We start from the raw sequence: 18,571 nt of genomic DNA, 5'->3' as shown, positions 1-18,571 counted from the left end.
ATGTACCTGCTCATCGACCTGCCCGGCGTCACCATGAGCGGCAAGCTCTACGACTCCGCGCTCGGCCTGGTACTGATCCATGTGGCCTTCCAGTCGGGCTTCTGCGCCTTCGTCCTCAGCAACTACATGCGGATGCTCCCCCACGAACTGACCGAGGCCGCCCTGGTCGACGGTGCCTCGGTATGGCGGATGTACTGGCAGATCGTGCTGCCGCTGTGCAAGCCCGCCATGGCGGCCCTGGGCACGTTGTTGTCCATCTGGATCTACAACGACTTCTTCTGGGCGATCGTGCTGATCTCCACCGGCGAGAACATGCCGATCACCTCGGCACTCAACAACCTCTCCGGCCAGTACTTCACCGACCCCAACCTCGTCGCCGCCGGCGCCCTGCTCACCGCGATCCCCACCCTGATCGTGTACTTCGTGCTCCAGCGCCAGTTCGTCAGCGGACTGACCCTCGGCGCCAACAAGGGCTGACCGCCCTCACCTGAGAGAGAACCACCGTGCCCCACCCCTTCACCCCGCTCGCCTCCGTGCCCGTGGACCCCGTCAGGGCCCGCGTCCACGAGGAGGGCTGGCAGTCCTGGAGCCCCAGCGGCGCGTACGCCCTCGGTGACAAGCCGTACCGCCCGACGAACGACAACTGGGCGACGGTCTGCTACCGGCCGGGCGTCACCGTCCCCGAGGGCGCCTTCCAGGGCGAGGGCCTGCTGGCCCTCGACCCGGGGGACGGATCTCCGGTACGGCTGTGGGCGGCGCCGGACCCGCGGCACGAGGTGCCGTCGATCCGCCTGGTCGCCGAGGGCGCGGTGGTGGAGGTCTCGGCCGACGGCCCGGTGAAGGAGTTCACGGGCACCGACATCCAGTCGGTGCTGGCCGAGTGGGCCGCCGGACTCGGGGTCGAGGCCCCCCGTCCGGCGCCCACCGTCTGGTGCTCCTGGTACGAGTACTTCACCAGCGTCACCGAGGACGACATCCACGAGAACCTCCGTGCGATGGACACCCTCGACCTGCCCGTCGACGTCGTCCAGATCGACGACGGCTACCAGAAGGCCCTCGGCGACTGGCTCACCCTCTCCGGCCGCTTCCGCTCCCGCGCGGGCATCGCCGACGCGATCCGGGCGCGGGGCCGGCGCGCCGGCATCTGGACGGCCCCCTTCCTGGTCGACCCGGCCAGTGACCTGGCCGCCGAGCACCCCGACTGGCTGGTCCAGGGCCTCGACGGAGGCTTCCTGCACGCCGGCCGCAACTGGGGCCACGACCTGTGCGTCCTGGACACCACCCACCCCGAAGCGGCCCAGTACCTGGCGTCGGTCTTCAGGACGCTGGTGTCCGAGGGCTACGACTACTTCAAGGCCGACTTCCTGTACGCGGGGGCGCTGGAAGGCGTACGGCACTCCTCCGAGGACGCGCTCACCGCGTACCGCGCGGGCATCGAGCTGATCCGCGAGGCCATCGGCGAGGACGCCTACCTGCTCGGCTGCGGGGCGCCCGCGCTGCCCTCCATCGGCCTGTTCGACGCGATGCGGGTCAGCCCCGACACGGCCCCGCACCGCCGCCCCGAGGCGGACGACTACAGCCAGCCCGGCCAGGACCCGGCCGAGTTCACCGGCGTCGGCCGCCAGTGGCAGCACGGCCGGCTCTGGGTCAACGACCCCGACTGCCTCATGGCCCGCCCGGCCGTGGAGACCCGCGAGCGCTGGGCGGCCCACGTGGAGGCCACCGGCGGCCTGATGGCGTCCAGCGACCGCCTGCTGTCCCTGGACCAGTGGGGCGTGGAGACGACCCGCCGCCTGCTCGGCGGTGACGTCCGATGATCGCGGAGGGCATCGCCTACGGCGGCGACTACAACCCCGAGCAGTGGCCCGAGGAGGTCTGGGCCGAGGACGTACGCCTCATGCGCGAGGCGGGCGTGAACATGGTCAGCGTCAACATCTTCGCGTGGGCGCTCCTCGAACCCCGCGAGGGCGAGTACGACTTCTCGCGCCTCGACAGGATCCTCGCGCTGCTCCACGAGAACGGCATCGCCGCCGACCTGGCCACACCGACGGCGGCCCCGCCGGCCTGGTTCTTCCGCGAGCACCCGGAGGCGCTGCCGGTCGACAGGGACGGCAGGAGACTGTCGTACGGCAGCCGCCAGACGTTCTGCCCCTCCAGCCCCGCCTACCGGGAGGCGGCCCTGCGGATCGCCCGGGTGCTCGGGGAGCGGTACGCCGACCATCCGGCCGTCGTGATGTGGCACATCCACAACGAGTACGGCTGCCACAACGCGGAGTGCTACTGCGAGGTGAGCGCCGAGTCGTTCCGGCGGTGGCTGCGTGCCCGGTACGGGGACCTGGCGGCCCTCAACGACGCCTGGGGTACGACCTTCTGGAGCCAGTGGTACTACGACTGGGACGAGATCATCCCACCCCGCGCCACCGGTGCCGTGCCCAACCCGACCCACCAGCTGGACTGGCGGCGCTTCTGCAGCGACGAGCTGCTGGCGCTGTGCAAGGCGGAGCGCGAGGTGCTGCGGGAGGCCGCTCCCTCGGTGCCCGCCACCACCAACTTCATGGTGATGTACAACTTCGACGCGCTCGACTACTGGCGCTGGGCACCGGAGCTGGACGTCGTCTCCAACGACCACTACCTGAGGTCGACGGATCCCGAGTCGGAGATCGACATCGCGCTCAGCGGCGACCTGGTCCGCTCGCTGGCGGGCGGCCCGTGGCTGCTGATGGAGCACTCGACCGGCGCGGTGAACTGGCAGCCGGTCAACCGGGCCAAGACAGCGGGGGAGTTGCGCCGCAACGCCCTCGCGCACGTCGCCCGGGGCGCCGACGGCATCGCCTACTTCCAGTGGCGGGCCGCGAAGGCGGGCGCCGAACAGTGGCACTCGGCGATGCTGCCGCACGCGGGCACGGACAGCCAGATCTGGCGTGACGTGGTGGCGCTGGGCGCCGACCTGAAGGCGCTGGCGCAGGTGCGGGGCAGCACGAGCCCCGCCTCGGTCGCCGTCGTCTGGGACTGGAACGCCCGCTGGGCCCTGGAACTCCCCTCCCAGCCCAGCGAGTCGGTCCGCTACCTGGATGTGGTCCGGGCCTGGTACGAGCCGCTGTGGCGCTCCGGCGTGGCGGTGGACTTCGTGCACCCCTCGGCGGACCTCTCGCGGTACCGGCTCGTCCTCGCCCCCGCCCTCTACCTGGTCGACGACGAGGGCGCGCAGAACCTGACGGGCTTCGCGGCCGGTGGCGGCACGCTGGTCGTCGGCTTCCACAGCGGGGCCGTCGACACCGACTGCCATGTCCGCCTGGGCGGTTACCCGGGCGCCTTCCGCGACGCACTCGGCGTCAACACGGACGAACTGTTCCCGTTGCTGCCGGGGGAGTCCCTGGGGCTGAGCGGCGGGGGTACGGCGTCGCTGTGGTCGGAGCGGGTACGGCCGGCCGGCGCGGAGGCCGTGACCTCGTACACCTCGGGCCCGCTGAGCGGAGTCCCGGCGGTGACCCGGCACGCCTACGGCGACGGCGTGGCCTGGTACCTGGCCACCCACCCGGACCCGTCGACGCTGGCGGCTCTGCTGGACCGCATCCGTACGGAGGCGGGCGTGGCGCCGGTACGGGAGACGCCGGAGGGGGTGGAGGCGGTGCTGCGCAGCGGCCAGGACGCCGACTACCTCTTCCTCATCAACCACGGTGAACGGGACGCCGAGGTGCAAGTGGCCTCCCGGGCAACCGAGTTGCTGAGCGGCAAGGGCATCGACGGCGACCGGGTGACGGTGGCGCCGGGCGAGGTGGCGGTCGTACGGGAATCACACTGAGACGACCTTGCCCACCGGGCGGGCCGCTCCTACCCTGATCGTCCGACCGTCCGGTCGTCGACAGGGGGAGCGGCCATGGCCGGAAGACCGTCCGACGCGGAGGTGATCGAGGAGGTCGAGGCGCACGCGCGCCGGCGCGGAGTCGCCGGCGGCCCGACCGGTCCAGGCGCCGAGGCCCCGGTCTGGCAGGTCCTGCTGGACTTCCGTATCGTCCGGTCCATCGAGACGCGGGGTGAGCGGGCGATGCGGGAGCCGGGCAGCCGGGACGACATCGCGAAGCGCCCGACCTACACCGCCATCGGCTCGCATCCGGTCCCCGCGCCCACCGATCCCGAGGAGGCCGGCGCCCGGCTGCTGGTGCGCGAGGGGTCGCTCACCGAGGAGCAGTGCGCGGACTGCCACGGCGGTACGAACAAGTGCGAGGCATGCCGCGGACGAGGTACCCGTGACTGCGTGCGCTTCGTCGACTGCCCCCTCTGCGAGGGCGGTCCGGACGCCTGCTGGGAGTGCGAGGGCACCGGCCGCTCCCGCTCCCGACGACCCCCGCACCTGCGGGCCGGGGCGAGCGCGGCCGACCGGGCGGCCCGGGTCCGCTGCGCGCGCTGCCGTGTCCCCGACGTGGCCTGCCCGAAGTGCCGGGGCCGGCGGCAACTCGACTGCCCCGCCTGCCACAAGAGCGGCCAGGTGGAGTGCGCCGCCTGCTCGGGCGGCAAACGCGTCACCCACCAGGAGTGCCGGGGCACCGGCCGCTTCACGGTATGGACCGAGGGCTGGATCCACCACAACCCGCACCGGGCAAGGGAACGCCGGCTCGGTCGGCTGGACCTCAGACGCCCGACGGGCAACCTCGGCCGCTGGCACGAGACCGTCCTGCGCAGGACCACCGACAAACTCCCGGCCGACCTGGACGAGTCCGACGAAGCCCTGCTCACGCCCCTTCTGACCCCGCGCAAGAACGAAGTGGCCCGCCGCGCGACCCTGCGCCTCCTCCCCCTGGCCCACGTCCGCGTCCACGCCGACCCGCACCGCGACTACTTCGCGTTCCCCACCCACACCGGCATCAAGGTCATCACCCGCCCCACGACGGAACGCTTCCGCCACTTCGCCGCGATCGCCACGGCCTCGGCGCTCCTGGTGGCACTGGTCGCGGTGCTGGCGGTGACGTCACTGCGGTGAGACGCGGCGGGGCGCGGCACCCCCCTCGGCTGCCGCGCCCCTTCCCCGTCCCCCGTCTCCGCGGTGGCTACGGGATGCTGTGGACCTCCGGGAGCGTGCCCGAACGTGCCGCCCGGCCGTACCAGAGGGCACTGGACTTGGGTGTCCGCTCCAGCGTTGCGTAGTCGACATAGACCGCGCCGAAGCGCTTCTCGTAGCCGTACGCCCACTCGAAGTTGTCCAGCAGGGACCACAGGTAGTAGCCGCGGACGTCCGCGCCGTCGGCGATCGCGCGGCGGACCGCGGCGAGGTGGCCGTGCAGATAGGAGATCCGCTCGGGGTCGTGGACACGGCCGTCGGGGTCGGGCTTGTCGTCGTAGGCCGCGCCGTTCTCCGTGATGTACAGCGGCAGACCCGGCGCCTCGCGCGTGTATCGCATGATCAGGTCGTGCAGACCCGTCGGGTCGATCGTCCAGCCCATCTCCGTGCGCTCGCCCGGCGTCTGGTGGAACGTGACGTCGTCCGCGCCCGGCCACGGAGAGTGCGCGCTGCTGCCGTGACCGTCGGCGCGCGGCCCGCTGGTGTCCGCGTCGGCGGACGAGACCAGCGCGGGCGTGTAGTAGTTGAGGCCCAGCGCGTCGAGCGGCTGGTTGATCAGGGCGAGGTCGCCGTCCTCGACGAAGGACCAGTCCGTGATCAGCTCCGTCGCCGTGAACAGCGTCTGCGGATACGCCCCGTGCAGGATCGGCCCGTGGAAGACGCCGTTGGCCAGGTCGTCGATCTTCTGTGCGGCCGCCAGGTCCGCGGCGTCCTGCGAGAAGGGCCTGACCACCGAGGAGTTGAGGCTGAGCGCCACCGAGTTGCGGGCCGGCATCGAGGCGCGCAGGGCCGAAGTGCCGAGCCCGTGCGCCAGGTTCAGCGTGTGGGCCGCCTTCAGCGAGGCCGCGGGGTCGGTACGGCCGGGCGCGTGCACCCCGGAGGCATAGCCCAGGAAGGCCGCGCACCACGGCTCGTTGAGGGTGATCCACTGCTCCACGCGGTCGCCGAGCGCCTCCCCGACGATCTGCGCGTACTCCGCGAAACGGTACGCCGTGTCACGCTCCGGCCAGCCGCCCGCGTCCTCCAGCTCCTGGGGCAGGTCCCAGTGGTAGAGCGTGACGGCGGGCTTGATGCCGTGCGCGAGCAGCTCGTCGACCAGCCGGCGGTAGAAGTCCAGGCCCCGCTGGACGGCGGGACCGCGGCCGGTCGGCTGCACCCGGGACCAGGAGATCGAGAAGCGGTACGCCGTCAGGCCCAGGTCGGCCATGAGCGCCACGTCGTCGCGGTAGCGGTGGTAGTGGTCGACAGCGATGTCACCGTGCTCGCCACCCGCGGTCTTGCCCGGGGTGTGGCTGAAGGTGTCCCAGATGGAGGGCGTACGGCCGTCCTCCCGCACCGCCCCCTCGATCTGGTAGGCGGAGGTCGCGGCTCCCCACAGGAAGGCGGGGGGAAAGGTCACCGGGGTCGCCGGCGATTCGGACTCAGGCATGGAAGCGCTCCCATTGGGGGTCGTTGAACAGACCGACTGATGGAGGGGGGAGGGGAGGAAGAAGAGAGGCCGGGGCGGCGCTGCCCCGGTCCTCGAAGCCACGGGTCAGCCCTTCACGGCGCCCTGCATGATGCCGCCCACGATCTGCTTGCCGAAGATCGCGAAGACGACCAGCAGCGGCAGCGTGCCGAGCAACGCGCCCGCCATGATCAGGGACTGGTCGGGCGTGTAGCCGCGTCCCAGGCCCGCGACAGCGACCTGGACGGTCGGGTTACCGGTCTGGGTCAGAACCAGGAAGGGCCACAGGAAGTCGTTCCAGGTCTGCACGAACACCAACATGCCGAGCACGGCCATCGCGGGGCGCGCGGCCGGGAACACCACGTGCCACACCACGCGCCAGCTGCTCGCGCCGTCCACCCGGGCCGCCTCGATGATCTCGTCCGGCAGCGCCTGGAGCAGGTACTGCCGCATGAAGAACACCCCGAACGCGCTCACCAGCGACGGGAAGATCACCGCCTGGAGCTGGTCGGTCCAGTCGAGCTTGGCGACCATCATGTACAGGGGGATCACGCTCAGCTGCGGCGGCACCATCATCGTGCCGATGACGAGCAGCATCAGGGCGCCCCGCCCGCGGAACCGCAGTTTGGCGAAGGCGAACCCGGCGATCGTCGACAGGAAGACGACGGTGACCGCCGAAACCCCGGCCACGAACGTGGTGTTGAAGAACGCCTCACCGAGGTTGGCGTCGTTCCAGGCGATGTCGAGGTTCTTGAACAGGTTCGCGCCGAACCAGAACGGCGGCGGAGACTCGGCCAGCCGGTTGTTGTCGCGCGAGGCGGCGATCGCCGTCCACACCAGCGGGAACAGCGAGACGATGCTGAACACGGCCAGGATGAGATAGGCGATGGGGCCGGCGTGCAGCTGCCCGCCCGCGCGCGCGGCCTTCATGCCACGTGAGCGATGGGGCGGCTCGGGCGCCGCGTCGGCCGGGGGTTTGGTCAAGGTCGTCGTCACGGCCGGTTCTCCTAACTGCTGGCGCGCAACCGGCGCGAGATGACGTAGTTGACGATGCCGATCACGATGAGGATCAGGAACATCGTCCAGGCGATCGCCGAGGCGCGGCCCAGGTGCTGGTTGACCCAGCCCTGCTCGTACAGGTACAGGCCGAGCGTCTGGAACTGGTGTTCCGCGCCTCCGGAGGAGCCCTTGTTGACGTCGAACAGCAGCGGCTCGCCGAACACCTGGCTCGCCCCGATGGTCGACACCACGGCCGTGAACAGGATCGTCGGACGCAGCGACGGCAGCGTCACATGGAGGAACTGCCGCCAGCGGCTCGCCCCGTCGAGGGCCGCAGACTCGTACAGGTCGAGCGGAATCGCCTGCATCGCCGCCAGATAGATCAGCGCGTTGTAGCCGGTCCAGCGCCAGACGATGATCGTCGAAACGGCGATCTGCGAGGGCCACTTGTCGCCCTGCCAGTCGATCGCGTCGACGCCGACGAAGTGCAGCGCCCAGTTGATCATGCCGTAGTCGCGGCCGAAGAGCAGCACGAACACCAGGGAGGCGGCGGCGATCGAGGTCGCGTACGGCGCGAGCATCACGACCCGGAAGAAGGTCGAGGCGCGCAGTTTGTAGTTGAGGATGTGGGCGATGCCCATCGCCATCAGCAGCTGCGGAACGGTCGAGATGATGCCGATGGTGAGGGTGTTCTTCGCCGCGTTCCAGAAGAACTCGTCGTCGAAGATCCGGGTGTAGTTGCGCAGCCCCACCCAGCTCATGTCGGTCGGCGCCGTCAGTTCCACCTGGTGCAGCGAGGCCCAGCCCGTGTAGATCAGCGGGAACAGGCCGAACGCGATGAACAGCAGGAAGAACGGCGAGACGAACGCGTACGGGCTCCAGCGCATGTCGCGCTGCCAGCGGCGCGAGAGCCGGGCGCGCTTCCTGGCCGCCTCGGGCGATACCGCGTCGGCCGGCGGGCGGCCCGGGGCCGCGCCCCCCTCCTTGGCGGGGGGCGCGGCGATGTCGTTGCGGGTGGCCATACGGGTCACTGGTCCAGGTTGTTGTCGATGGTCTTGACCGCCGTGTTCCAGGCCTCCACCGGCGACTTGCCCTTCGTCACCAGGATGACGCCGTTGTCCGACAGACCCTGCATGATGATCTGGTCCTTCGGGCCGATGACCTGTACCGGGGCCGACTTGGCCGCCTCGGCGAAGACCGGGCCGATCTTGTCCGAACCGGTCATCTCGTTGGTGGCGCCGGTGACTTCGGGCATGGTGTAGGCGGCCGGGGCGCTCGGGAAGCTCGCCTGCACCTTGAACAGCGTCGCCTGCTGCTTCGGCGCGGTCAGCCAGGTGATGAACTCCTGGGCCTCCTTCACGTGCTTGCCGCTCTTCGGCACGGTCAGGAAGGTGCCGCCCCAGTTACCGCTCTTGGGCGAGGTGGCCACGGCCCACTTGCCCTTCGAGTCCGGCTGCGCGTTGCCCTTGATCGTGCCGAGCATCCACGGCGGGCAGGCGATCGCGGCGAACTTGCTCTTGGCTATCGTGGTGTTCCAGGACGGCTGGAACTGCGTCTGAGGCTGGACCAGACCCTCCTGGGCGGCCTTGGCGGTCAGGTTGAACCCGGCGCGGATGGCGGGGTTGGTCTTGTAGATGACCTTGCCGGAGGCGTCGTAGAACTTCTCCTTCTCGCTGCTCAGGATCGCGTTGAGCAGACCACCGGGGGAGTCCATGAAGTAGGTGCCCTTGGGCGCCTTCGCCTTGTACTGCTCGCCGACGTCGACGAGCTTGGACCAGTCGCCCGCCCACAGCGCGGCGACCTTGTCGGGCTCCGTGGGCAGACCGGCCTGCTGGAAGAGGTCCTTGCGGTAGCAGATCGCCATCGGACCGACGTCCGTGCCCAGGCCGATCGTCTGACCGTCCTTCGTCGTGGCCTGCTGCCACTTCCAGTCCAGCCAGTTGCTCTTGTCCACGCCCGCGACCTTGGACATGTCCGTGAGCTTGTCCGCCTGCGTGGCGGTGACCTCGGCGATGTTCGCGACCTCGACGGCCTGGACGTCCATCAGACCGCTGTTGGTGGTGAGGTGGTTGACGAGCGGCGGGTAGTAGTTCTCGTTCCGCTCGATGACGTTCTGGCTGATCTTGATGTTCGGGTGGAGCTTCTCGTACTCGGCGTAGAGGCCGGCTTCCTTGAAGCCCATGGTGCCGAACAGGCCCACGGTGATCGTGGTCTTGCCCTTGCCGCCGCCGTCCGACGAGCCGGAACTGTCTCCGTCGTTTCCGTCGTCGGCACAGCCGGCCAGCAGCCCGGTGCCCAGCGACGCGACGGCCGCGAGGACCAGCGCCTTGCGGGCGATTCGGGTACGTGCTCGCATTGCGTCCTCCTGTTGCCCTGACGTGCCGACCCCCCGGCCAACTGCGTTGTTGGACCCGTTAGTTCTTGCTGCGGCTCGGGCGGGGAACGTGCGGGATATTTATGTGTCAGGTACCGTGGGAGCGCTCCCACAAGTGATGTGTTGAAGGTTCGCGGCTCGGAGCGAGGGTGTCAAGGGAGCGTGCAGGGCGATATCGGTTTGAGATGTTTCCTTCGCTGGGGCGGGACTTTGGCCGCTGCGGAGGGTGGCGCCGTCGAAGCGGGCGGACGGAGACTGTGCGGTGGCGATCACTCATTCGAGGGAGGCTGATCTGTTCTCATGCGACGTAGTCGTGGCGTCGATAGCTTCCTTGTCGTGAAGCTGGTCGTGCAGGTCAAACTCCTGCCGACACCTGTTCAGGCGGCGGCTCTCGAGACGACCCTGCGCGCCTGCAACGAAGCCGCCTCATGGGTGGCCAAGGTCGCGTTCGAGAACTCGGTGTACAAGAACTTCACACTGCGCAAGCACTGCTATACGGAACTCAAGAGCCGGTGGGGGCTGGGCGCGCAGGCTGCCCAGCACGTGATCAAGAAGACGGCTGACGCATACACAGCTCTGCATGCAAACCTGAACGCACACAGTCCCGGCAAGCGAAACCCGAAACGGAAGCCGAGGGATGCGAAGCGCCCCCTCGCGTTCCGTCCGGAATCTGCGCAACCTTACGACGACCGGATGCTCTCCTGGCAGACGGAAGCGCGCACCGTCTCTGTGTGGACGACGCGTGGCAGGCTCAAGGGCATCGCCTTCGTGTGCGGTCCTGAGCAACTCGCCAGGTTGTCCCGGTACCGCAGGGGCGAGTCGGATCTGGTGCACCGCGACGAGGCCTGGTTCCTGCTGGCCACGTGCGAGGTGCCGGAAGCGGCGCTCAACAGCCCTGTGGACTTCCTCGGAGTCGACCTGGGGATTGTGAACATCGCTACCACCAGTGATGGCGAGATCATGTCCGGGCGTCGGCTCAACCGCTCGCAGGGCCTTGAGGGCGCGCTGCGGAGGAAGCTTCAGAAGAAGGGCACGAAGTCCGCGAAACGACGCGCGCAGTGTCGACGCCGGAAGGCGGCGCGGCGGACTCGGGACATCAATCACAAGATCGCGAAACATCTGGTGGCCGAGGCGGAACGCACCGGTCGTGGGATAGCCCTGGAGGACCTGACAGGCATCCGCGAGCGGGTACGGCTTCGTAAGCCCCAACGGGCCACGCTCCACTCTTGGGCCTTCGCCCAGTTGGGGAGGTTCATCGCGTACAAGGCCCGCCGGGCGGGTGTGCCGGTGGTGTACGTCGATCCGGCGTACACCTCGCGCACCTGCGCCGAGTGCGGCCACGTGGACAAGGCGAACCGGGTCTCCCAGGCGTGGTTCGCGTGCCGGTCCTGCGGATTCGTTGATCACGCGGACCGGAACAGCTCCCGCAACATCCGCGCCCGTGCGTGGGAGTTGTGGCGAAGCGGGGCCCGGTCAGTGGCCCCTGCCGGCCCCGGACGGGGACGGCTGAACGCGGGCGAAGCATCACCGCCAGTGGTGCCCGCCACGCAAGCTTTGCCGCGCAAGCGGCGGGCGGCTGACCCCGTTACCGGCCCACCGAGGCTGTCAGCGTTTGAGGGTCAGGCCGATCAGGTCTGAGCGGGGCACGGTGGAGGTGGCCCCCGCGACAGTCACGCCCACACGCGGGACTGTTAAATTCCAGGCCAGCTTAGATACACGGTGGGAAGGCGGAGCCCATGGCAAGCCACGGAGCGCGGAGCCGGAGCGGTGGCCGGCCCACCCTCGAGGAGGTCGCCGCGCGCGCCGGCGTCGGCCGGGGCACCGTTTCCCGGGTGATCAACGGCTCGCCCCGGGTCAGTGACGCCACCCGCGCGGCGGTCGAGGCGGCGGTGGCGGAGCTCGGGTACGTCCCGAACACGGCCGCGCGCGCCCTGGCGGCGAACCGCACGGACGCGATCGCGCTGGTCGTGCCCGAGCCGGAGACGCGGTTCTTCGCGGAGCCGTACTTCTCGGACATGCTCAAGGGCGTCGGCGCGGAGATCTCGGAGACCGAGATGCAGCTCCTGCTGATCTTCGCGGGTAGCGACCGCGAACGCCGCCGGCTCGCCCAGTACCTGGCCGCGCACCGGGTGGACGGCGTGCTGCTGGTGTCGGTCCACGCCGACGACCCGCTGCCCGACCTGCTGGCCCAGCTGGAGATCCCGGCCGTGATCAGCGGCCCGCGCTCGGCCGCGGAGACGCTGCCCTCCGTCGACTCCGACAACTACGGCGGCGGCCGCTCGGCCGTGGAGCACCTGCTCGCCGGCGGCCGCCGCACGATCGCGCACATCACAGGCCGCCTCGACGTCTACGGCGCCCAGCGGCGCGTCGACGGCTACCGGGACGCGCTGCGCGACGCGGGCCACGAGGTGGACGAGCGGCTGATCGAGGCCGGTGACTTCACGGAGGAGGGCGGTCGCCGGGCGATGACGAAGCTGCTGGCCCGCCGTCCGGACCTGGACGCGGTCTTCGCCGGCTCCGACGTCATGGCGGCCGGCGCCCGCCAGGTGCTGCGCGAGGAGGGCCTCGGCATCCCCTCGGACGTGGCCCTGATCGGCTACGACGACTCGGCCATAGCGCGCCACATGGACCCGCCCCTCACCAGCGTCCGCCAGCCCATCGAGGAGATGGGCCGCCACATGATCGACCTCCTGCTCTCGGAGATCGCCGACCGCCGCCCGGCGGTGTCCCGGGGACTGGAGCGCCGCCAGGTGGTTCTGGCCACCGAACTGGTGGCTCGGGCCTCGTCCTGACCTCTTCGTCCGACCCGACCACCAGCCACAGCGGCATCAAGAGGTTGAACGCAAGGATCACCCGTGACTGCCCATCCCCTGCTGGACGTTGACGAGATCCCCGAGTCCGAGCCGTACCTGCGGAGCGTGGGCGAGGTGTTCCGGTCCTTCCGCGAACAGGATTCCGGCTGCATCTCCCACGGCGTGCGGCTCCCCGACGGCACCCGCTGGTTCGTGAAGGAGGCCACCACCGACCGGGCCCAGAGCTCCCTCGACCGTGCCTGGGCCTTCCACGGGACGGTCCGGCATCCGGCGATCGTCCCCCAGTCGCACCGGATCGGCGTCGGAGACCGCCGTACGGCCGTCGTCATGCCGTGGCACGACGGCGAGATCCTCTACGACCCGACGGCCCGCGCCCGCTTCCGTGCCCTGCCGCTCGCCCGCGTCCACCACGCCGTGGACCGGGTCCTGGACGCCCACCTCGCCGTCGAGGCCGCGGGCCAGGTCGCCGTCGACCTCTACGACGGTGCCCTTCTCTACGACTTCGACGCCCACGAGCTCCGCCTCATCGACCTCGACGAGTACCGCCCGGGCCCGTTCGTCCTGGCCGAGGACCGGCTTCCCGGCTCCGCCCGCTTCATGGCTCCCGAGGAGTGGCGGCGCGGCGCCATCATCGACACCCGCACCACCGTCCACGTCCTCGGCCGCACCGCCCGCCTCCTCCTGGACGCCGGCCCGGGCGAGGACGCCTTCCGCGGTACCCGCGCACAGCTCGCGGTCGTAGCACGGGCCACGCGTCCCGAACCGGGCGAACGGTTCGGCAGCGTACGGGAGTTGGTGGAGGCGTGGCGGGCGGTGTCGTAGCGCGGCGGCTCAGGCGGTCGGTCCTGAAGGCCGTAACCGAGTGACTCAGGCCTTGTCGAAGTAGTGGCCCGCCGCCAGGTCCGGGAGCAGCGCGGGCTGCTCCGGCCGCCAGCCGAGCAGCTTCTGCGTGAGTGCGCCCGAGGCCCGCATGTCGATGGCGGCGAACCGGCCGAGCCAGCCGAAGTGGTCGGTGGCCTCCGCGGGGGCCACGCTCGCGACCGGCACATCGAGTCCCCGCCCGATCGTCTCGGCGATCTCACGGAACGGCACCCCCTCGTCCCCGATCGCGTGCAGCCGCACGCCCGCCGGTGCCGCCTCCAGCGCGAGCCGGAACAAGCGGGCCGCGTCCAGTCGGTGGACGGCCGCCCAGCGGTTGGAGCCGTCGCCCACCATGGCGGAGACGCCCTTGTCGCGTGCGAAGTCGATGAACATGGGCACGAAGCCGATGTCGCCCTCGCCGTGCACGCTCGGGGGAAGCCGCAGCACCGACGAGCGCACCCCGTGCTCGGCGAGCGCGAGCGCCGCGGACTCCGAGGCGTGCCGGTGCTTGGCGGGGGAGTCCGGGTCGGCAGGGTCCTCCTCGGTGCCGACGCGTCCCGGCGCGGTCAGCAGTCCCGAGGTGACCACGAAGGGCTTGCCGGTGCCTTCGAGCACCCCGCCGATGGCCTCGATCGCCCTGAGGTCGGCCTCGCCCGAGGCGCCCAGGTTGGTGAAGTCGTGGATGAAGGCCAGGTGGGCGACGCCGTCGGCCGCCTCGGCACCCCGTTGCAGACTGTCGAGGTCGGTCAGGTCGCCGCGGTGCACCTCCGCTCCGACGGCCTTCAGCGCCTGCGCGGACCGGTCCGAACGGGCCAGGCCCACGACCTCGTGCCCGGCGCTCAGAAGTTCACGGGTGACGGCGGAACCGACGAAGCCGGTCGCACCGGTGACGAATACACGCATGGTGATCCTTCGCTGTGACGAGTGAATTCCTCTCACAGCGTGCGAAGGCGGGGCTACGCCAGTCCAAAGCCTGTTTCGCATGACGCAATACGGAACAGGCATGACCGCAGGTGGAGAGGGTTTTCGGTGCGAATCGGCTGCGGACACGGGCGTACGCTCCAGGCATGACCGACCTCGACCTCCGGCTGGTCCGGTACTTCACGGCCGTCGCCGAGCACCGGCACTTCGGGCGGGCCGCCGACGCGCTGCACATCACCCAGCCGTCGCTGAGCCGGCAGATCAGGCGCCTCGAGCAGCAGCTGGGCGCCCGGCTGCTGGAGCGGACCCCGCAGGGGAGCAGGCTCACCGAGGCGGGGGAGGTCTTCCTGCCCCGGGCGAAGGCGCTGCTGCGTTCGGCGGCTCAGGCGGCGAGCCTCACCCGGGCGGCCGCCGAGCCGAGCCGGATCACCGTGGGGTACACGGCGGGGATCATCGTCACGCCGGCGGTGCGCGCACTGTGCGAGCGGTTCCCGGACGCCGACGTCAGGACCGCGCACATCGGCTGGGGCGAGCGGATGACGGCCCTGCCCGAACTCAAGGTCGACGCGTTGGTGACCCGGCTCCCCTTCCCGGTCGACGGGGCACAGGTGACGGTCCTGTACGGCGAACCCCGGGCGCTGGTGCTCCCGGTCACCCATCGCCTCGCCGGCAAGGAGTCCGTCACCCTCGACGACATCGCCGACGAGCCGCTGGTCCGGGTGGCCGACGAGACCTGGAACGCGTACTGGCGCATCGACCCGCGTCCGGACGGCAGCCCGGCACCCGACGGACCCCTGGCCGACGCCCTGGAGGACAAGTTCGAACTCGTCGCCTCCGGACAGGCCCTCGCCATCACGGCGTTGCCCCGGGCCGGTGGGATCCGCCCCGACGTCACCGCGATCCCGCTGCACGGTGTCGAGCCGGCCCATGTCGTCCTCGCGACCCGCACCGAGGACCGGAGCCGGCTGGTCGCGGCCTTCCGCAAGGTCGCGCAGGCCGTCCTCAAGGCGCCCGGCTCCTGAAACGACCTCAGCCGGTGACCTTGTCTCCAAGGTCACCGGCTGAGGTGAATGGGGTGAGTGACGGGACTTGAACCCGCGGCCACCTGGACCACAACCAGGTGCTCTACCAACTGAGCTACACCCACCATGTTCGGCTGTTCGGATTTCTCCGACCGGCCGAGAAAAAGTGTACAGGGTCTGAAGGGGTGCTCGCGCCCGGCTTTTACCGCGCAGGCAGCACGTGCTTCGCGGCGATCGTCTTGGCGGTGTCGGAGTCGGGTCCGGGCTGCGGGACGAAGATCGCCTCGCGGTAGTAGCGCAGTTCCGCGATGGACTCGCGGATGTCGGCGAGGGCGCGGTGGTTGCCGTTCTTGTCCGGGCTGTTGAAGTAGGCCCGCGGGTACCAGCGCCGGGCGAGCTCCTTGACGGAGCTGACGTCCACGATCCGGTAGTGGAGGTAGTCCTCCAGGGTGGGCATGTCCCTCAGCAGGAAGCCGCGGTCGGTGCCGACGGAGTTGCCGCACAGCGGGGCCTTGCCGGGGTCCTTGACGTGCTCGCGGACGTAGGAGAGGACCTGCTCCTCGGCGTCGGCGAGGGTGGTGCCGCCGGACAGCTCCTCGAGCAGTCCGGACGCGGTGTGCATCTGACGCACCACCTCCGGCATCGTCTCCAGCGCCTGGTCCGGCGGGCGGATGACGATGTCCACACCGTCACCGAGCACGTTGAGCTCGGAGTCGGTGACGAGGGCGGCAACCTCGATGAGCGCGTCGTCGGACAGCGAGAGGCCGGTCATCTCGCAGTCGATCCACACCATGCGATCGTTCATGCGAACACCCTACGGCTGACGTCTGCTTTTGTGGCGCCCCCTGTCGGTGCCGGGCACCGGGAACGCCGGGCGGACCCTCACGGCCGCGCCCGGCGTCAGGACGTCACGCTCCGCTGCGCTGCCCCGGCAGGCTCGCCCGGCCGCCGCCGACGTACAGCTCGCGGCCGTTGTCGGAGTGCGGGCCCACGGGGGCGGGGGTGCGGCGGGTCTGGAGCGGTACCGGGCCGCTCTCCGGGTGCAGCGGCACGGGCGCGCTGGGCGCGGGGCCCGTCGGGCCCCCCACCGGACCGTCGCTGTCCACGGGCTTGTCGCCCTGCGGCCGGCGGGCCCGGTACGCGGCCCGGTAGGCGGCCGGGGACGAGCCCAGCTGCCGCCGGAAGTGCCCGCGCAGCGCCACCGGCGAGCGGAAGCCGCAGCGGCCCGCGACCTCGTCCACCGAGTAGTCCGACGTCTCCAGGAGCCGCTGCGCCTGCAGCACCCGCTGGGTGATCAGCCACTGAAGCGGGGCCGAACCCGTCAGCGAGCGGAACCGGCGGTCGAACGTACGACGGCTCATGTACGCCCGCGCCGCCAGCGTCTCCACGTCGAACTGCTCGTGGAGGTGCTCCAGCGCCCAGGCGACGACCTCGGCGAGCGGGTCGGCGCCGATCTCCTCCGGTAAAGACCTGTCGAGGTAGCGCTCCTGACCGCCCGAGCGGCGCGGCGGGACCACCAGTCGGCGGGCCAGCGCGCCGGCCGCCTCGTTGCCGTGGTCCGTCCGCACGATGTGGAGACAGAGGTCGATTCCGGCCGCGGTACCGGCCGAGGTCAGTACGTCGCCGTCGTCCACGAAGAGTTCTCGTGGATCCACGTGCACCGACGGGTAGCGCTTGGCCAGCGTCGGCGCGTACATCCAGTGTGTCGTCGCGGGGCGGCCGTCCAGCAGGCCCGCCGCCGCCAGCACGAAGGCGCCGGTGCACAGCCCGACTATGCGGGCGCCTTCCTCGTGCGCCCGGCGCAGAGCGTCGAGCGCCTCCTCCGGTGGCGGTGAAGTGATCGAACGCCAGGCCGGTACGACGACCGTCCCGGCGCGTGAGATCGCTTCCAGGCCATGCGGTGCGGTGAGTTCCAGGCCCCCTGTGGTCCGCAGTGGGCCTTCCTCGCCGCCGCACACCAAAAGGCGGTAGCGCGGCACGCCGGCGTCCTGGCGGTCAATCCCGAACACCGACAACGGTATGGAACTCTCGAAAATGGGGCCGCCGCTGAACAGCAGCACCGCGACGATCTCCTTGCGGCGTCGCCCGGAAAGCTTCCGGGCCGCGGCTTCCGGCGCGGCAGTGGAGTCGTGGCTCATCCTGCTAAGCCCCCCTCGGTGGTCGCGGCGCCCCTAACTTGTCGGGCATGTCGCTCCAGCACGTTTCCCCTCGGTCCTGCACGAGTCCCCCGCCGTAAGACGTCAAGATCGAATCTACTGTGTCCCGTGGTGTCGGCGTGACCAGTTCGTCATCCGGCACATTGTCGACATGGCAACTTGGCGTAAAGCATTCGATCACGAAGCGTTGCACTCGTGGGCCGTGCAGGGAAGTGCGCCTTGTGGCAGTGGCTAATCCACGTAGGGTGCACGAGGCCCCGGAGACCCTATCCGTGCAGGTGGAACGGGGGTTGGGGGGTGGTCGGACCAAGGGACACGCCCAAGGCGGAAGTTGGCTGAAAAGAATCGTCCGGGTGCATGGAAACCGGTCAGCCGCCCGGTGTAGTTCCCCCGGTGTGACGACCGCCTCGACGGGCCCCGGTACCACTCCTGTGATGACGGCCACGACGGGGCGCCCGCTCCTCGGCGTGCAGTCGGGCCGCGCCGCGCTCCGACTGGCGCAGGAGGATACGGCAGACGGCCGTGACGGCGGCGAGACCGAGGGCGGTGCCCGTCGCGCCGGCCAGTGAGGTGCCGTACCAGACGAGCACCACGGGGACGAGGACGCAGCTGAACGCCGCCCATCGGACCACGTCCGTGGTGGAGTCCTCGGAGGGCGGTCGGTGTCCGGTCATCGCGTGCTCCCTGTGGCGTCTCCCCGCGGTGTGGCTCACGGGTTCAACGCGTGTTCGACCCTTCGGTCACTGTGTCGAGGGGCCGTCCGGGGGGCCCTCCGGTGGTCCGGGGCCGGGGCCGCAGCGTGAATCCTGTGCAAACCGCCTGTACAGCGCAGCAACCATTGCGTTACGGGCGCCCCCTCGTGCATGCTCCCTGGAACCCCCACAGACCGTGGGCGGGCTCTGGGCTAAGGAGGCGTGGCGCC

The 18,571-nt window shown here is 70.4% G+C and carries 16 protein-coding genes and 1 tRNA gene; 8 read left to right on the top strand and 9 right to left on the bottom strand.

The genetic code is table 11. From position 1 onward, the window contains the following. The 4 genes from ABZT06_RS13340 to ABZT06_RS13325 all read left to right on the top strand — a co-directional run. Positions 1-477: carbohydrate ABC transporter permease (locus ABZT06_RS13340; RefSeq protein ID WP_355739301.1), on the top strand; the 477-nt coding region annotated here is incomplete at its 5' end. Between the two features lie 26 nt (positions 478-503). After that, positions 504-1,817 (top strand): glycoside hydrolase family 36 protein, encoded by a 1,314-nt coding sequence (locus tag ABZT06_RS13335; RefSeq protein WP_355739298.1) that lies wholly within the window; start codon positions 504-506, stop codon positions 1,815-1,817. Next, a complete protein-coding gene (locus ABZT06_RS13330) occupies positions 1,814-3,802 on the top strand; it encodes a beta-galactosidase (RefSeq protein ID WP_355739295.1) in 1,989 nt (662 codons plus the stop codon). Before ABZT06_RS13335 ends, ABZT06_RS13330 begins: the two co-directional genes overlap by 4 nt. A gap of 75 nt (positions 3,803-3,877) precedes the next feature. Further along, positions 3,878-4,978 carry a hypothetical protein gene (locus ABZT06_RS13325; RefSeq protein WP_355739292.1) on the top strand — a complete coding sequence of 367 codons (1,101 nt, stop codon included), beginning with the start codon at positions 3,878-3,880 and terminating at the stop codon, positions 4,976-4,978. A gap of 67 nt (positions 4,979-5,045) precedes the next feature. Here the strand turns inward: ABZT06_RS13325 and ABZT06_RS13320 are convergent, their stop codons facing one another. From ABZT06_RS13320 to ABZT06_RS13305, 4 genes are all read right to left on the bottom strand, one after another. Continuing rightward, on the bottom strand, positions 5,046-6,485 hold the full coding sequence (locus ABZT06_RS13320) for a GH1 family beta-glucosidase (RefSeq protein ID WP_355739290.1): 1,440 nt from the start codon (positions 6,483-6,485) through the stop codon (positions 5,046-5,048). A 105-nt stretch (positions 6,486-6,590) separates the two neighbouring features. Then, positions 6,591-7,499 carry a carbohydrate ABC transporter permease gene (locus ABZT06_RS13315; RefSeq protein WP_355739287.1) on the bottom strand — a complete coding sequence of 303 codons (909 nt, stop codon included), beginning with the start codon at positions 7,497-7,499 and terminating at the stop codon, positions 6,591-6,593. Between the two features lie 11 nt (positions 7,500-7,510). Further along, positions 7,511-8,524 carry a sugar ABC transporter permease gene (locus tag ABZT06_RS13310; RefSeq protein WP_355739349.1) on the bottom strand — a complete coding sequence of 338 codons (1,014 nt, stop codon included), beginning with the start codon at positions 8,522-8,524 and terminating at the stop codon, positions 7,511-7,513. A gap of 5 nt (positions 8,525-8,529) precedes the next feature. Next, entirely contained in the window at positions 8,530-9,858 is a 1,329-nt protein-coding gene (locus ABZT06_RS13305; protein ID WP_355739284.1) for an extracellular solute-binding protein, read from the bottom strand. Positions 9,859-10,212: 354 nt separating this feature from the next. Between ABZT06_RS13305 and ABZT06_RS13300 the strand changes: the two genes are divergently transcribed. The 3 genes from ABZT06_RS13300 (at position 10,213) to ABZT06_RS13290 (ending at position 13,511) form a co-directional block, all read left to right on the top strand. Then, positions 10,213-11,514, top strand: coding sequence for a transposase (locus ABZT06_RS13300; protein WP_355739281.1), 1,302 nt, complete (start codon positions 10,213-10,215; stop codon positions 11,512-11,514). Positions 11,515-11,612: 98 nt separating this feature from the next. Further along, positions 11,613-12,668: a LacI family DNA-binding transcriptional regulator gene (locus ABZT06_RS13295; protein WP_355739278.1), complete on the top strand. Its 1,056-nt coding sequence runs from the start codon at positions 11,613-11,615 to the stop codon at positions 12,666-12,668. A gap of 63 nt (positions 12,669-12,731) precedes the next feature. Beyond that, entirely contained in the window at positions 12,732-13,511 is a 780-nt protein-coding gene (locus ABZT06_RS13290; RefSeq protein WP_355739275.1) for a serine/threonine protein kinase, read from the top strand. A gap of 45 nt (positions 13,512-13,556) precedes the next feature. Here ABZT06_RS13290 and ABZT06_RS13285 read toward each other — a convergent pair whose 3' ends face one another. Continuing rightward, complete coding sequence (locus ABZT06_RS13285) at positions 13,557-14,453, bottom strand: SDR family oxidoreductase (RefSeq protein WP_355739272.1); 897 nt, start codon at positions 14,451-14,453, stop codon at positions 13,557-13,559. Positions 14,454-14,617: 164 nt separating this feature from the next. Here ABZT06_RS13285 and ABZT06_RS13280 point away from each other — a divergent pair, with 164 nt between their 5' ends. After that, positions 14,618-15,493 carry a LysR family transcriptional regulator gene (locus tag ABZT06_RS13280; protein ID WP_355739269.1) on the top strand — a complete coding sequence of 292 codons (876 nt, stop codon included), beginning with the start codon at positions 14,618-14,620 and terminating at the stop codon, positions 15,491-15,493. Between the two features lie 49 nt (positions 15,494-15,542). Here ABZT06_RS13280 and ABZT06_RS13275 read toward each other — a convergent pair. The 4 genes from ABZT06_RS13275 to ABZT06_RS13260 form a co-directional block, all read right to left on the bottom strand. Next, positions 15,543-15,618: transfer RNA gene (locus ABZT06_RS13275), tRNA-His, on the bottom strand. A gap of 77 nt (positions 15,619-15,695) precedes the next feature. Then, complete coding sequence (orn, locus tag ABZT06_RS13270; protein ID WP_355739266.1) at positions 15,696-16,298, bottom strand: oligoribonuclease; 603 nt, start codon at positions 16,296-16,298, stop codon at positions 15,696-15,698. Between the two features lie 103 nt (positions 16,299-16,401). After that, positions 16,402-17,631 (bottom strand): helix-turn-helix domain-containing protein, encoded by a 1,230-nt coding sequence (locus ABZT06_RS13265; RefSeq protein ID WP_355739263.1) that lies wholly within the window; start codon positions 17,629-17,631, stop codon positions 16,402-16,404. Positions 17,632-18,017: 386 nt separating this feature from the next. Beyond that, complete coding sequence (locus tag ABZT06_RS13260; RefSeq protein ID WP_355739260.1) at positions 18,018-18,323, bottom strand: hypothetical protein; 306 nt, start codon at positions 18,321-18,323, stop codon at positions 18,018-18,020. Positions 18,324-18,571 lie beyond the last annotated feature (248 nt).

Source organism: Streptomyces sp. NPDC005483 (genome assembly GCF_040606035.1).
Taxonomy (GTDB): Bacteria; Actinomycetota; Actinomycetes; order Streptomycetales; family Streptomycetaceae; genus Streptomyces.
This window is presented reverse-complemented; position numbering and strand designations above follow the sequence as displayed.

Bases quoted from the DNA above. Each gene is read 5' to 3' on its own strand.
- ABZT06_RS13330 (WP_355739295.1), top strand. From the start codon at position 1,814: ATGATCGCGGAGGGCATCGCCTACGGCGGCGACTACAACCCCGAGCAG.
- ABZT06_RS13325 (WP_355739292.1), top strand. From the start codon at position 3,878: ATGGCCGGAAGACCGTCCGACGCGGAGGTGATCGAGGAGGTCGAGGCG.
- ABZT06_RS13320 (WP_355739290.1), bottom strand. From the start codon at position 6,485: ATGCCTGAGTCCGAATCGCCGGCGACCCCGGTGACCTTTCCCCCCGCC.
- ABZT06_RS13310 (WP_355739349.1), bottom strand. From the start codon at position 8,524: ATGGCCACCCGCAACGACATCGCCGCGCCCCCCGCCAAGGAGGGGGGC.
- ABZT06_RS13305 (WP_355739284.1), bottom strand. From the start codon at position 9,858: ATGCGAGCACGTACCCGAATCGCCCGCAAGGCGCTGGTCCTCGCGGCC.
- ABZT06_RS13295 (WP_355739278.1), top strand. From the start codon at position 11,613: ATGGCAAGCCACGGAGCGCGGAGCCGGAGCGGTGGCCGGCCCACCCTC.
- ABZT06_RS13285 (WP_355739272.1), bottom strand. From the start codon at position 14,453: ATGCGTGTATTCGTCACCGGTGCGACCGGCTTCGTCGGTTCCGCCGTC.
- ABZT06_RS13280 (WP_355739269.1), top strand. From the start codon at position 14,618: ATGACCGACCTCGACCTCCGGCTGGTCCGGTACTTCACGGCCGTCGCC.
- orn (WP_355739266.1), bottom strand. From the start codon at position 16,298: ATGAACGATCGCATGGTGTGGATCGACTGCGAGATGACCGGCCTCTCG.
- ABZT06_RS13265 (WP_355739263.1), bottom strand. From the start codon at position 17,631: ATGAGCCACGACTCCACTGCCGCGCCGGAAGCCGCGGCCCGGAAGCTT.
- ABZT06_RS13260 (WP_355739260.1), bottom strand. From the start codon at position 18,323: ATGACCGGACACCGACCGCCCTCCGAGGACTCCACCACGGACGTGGTC.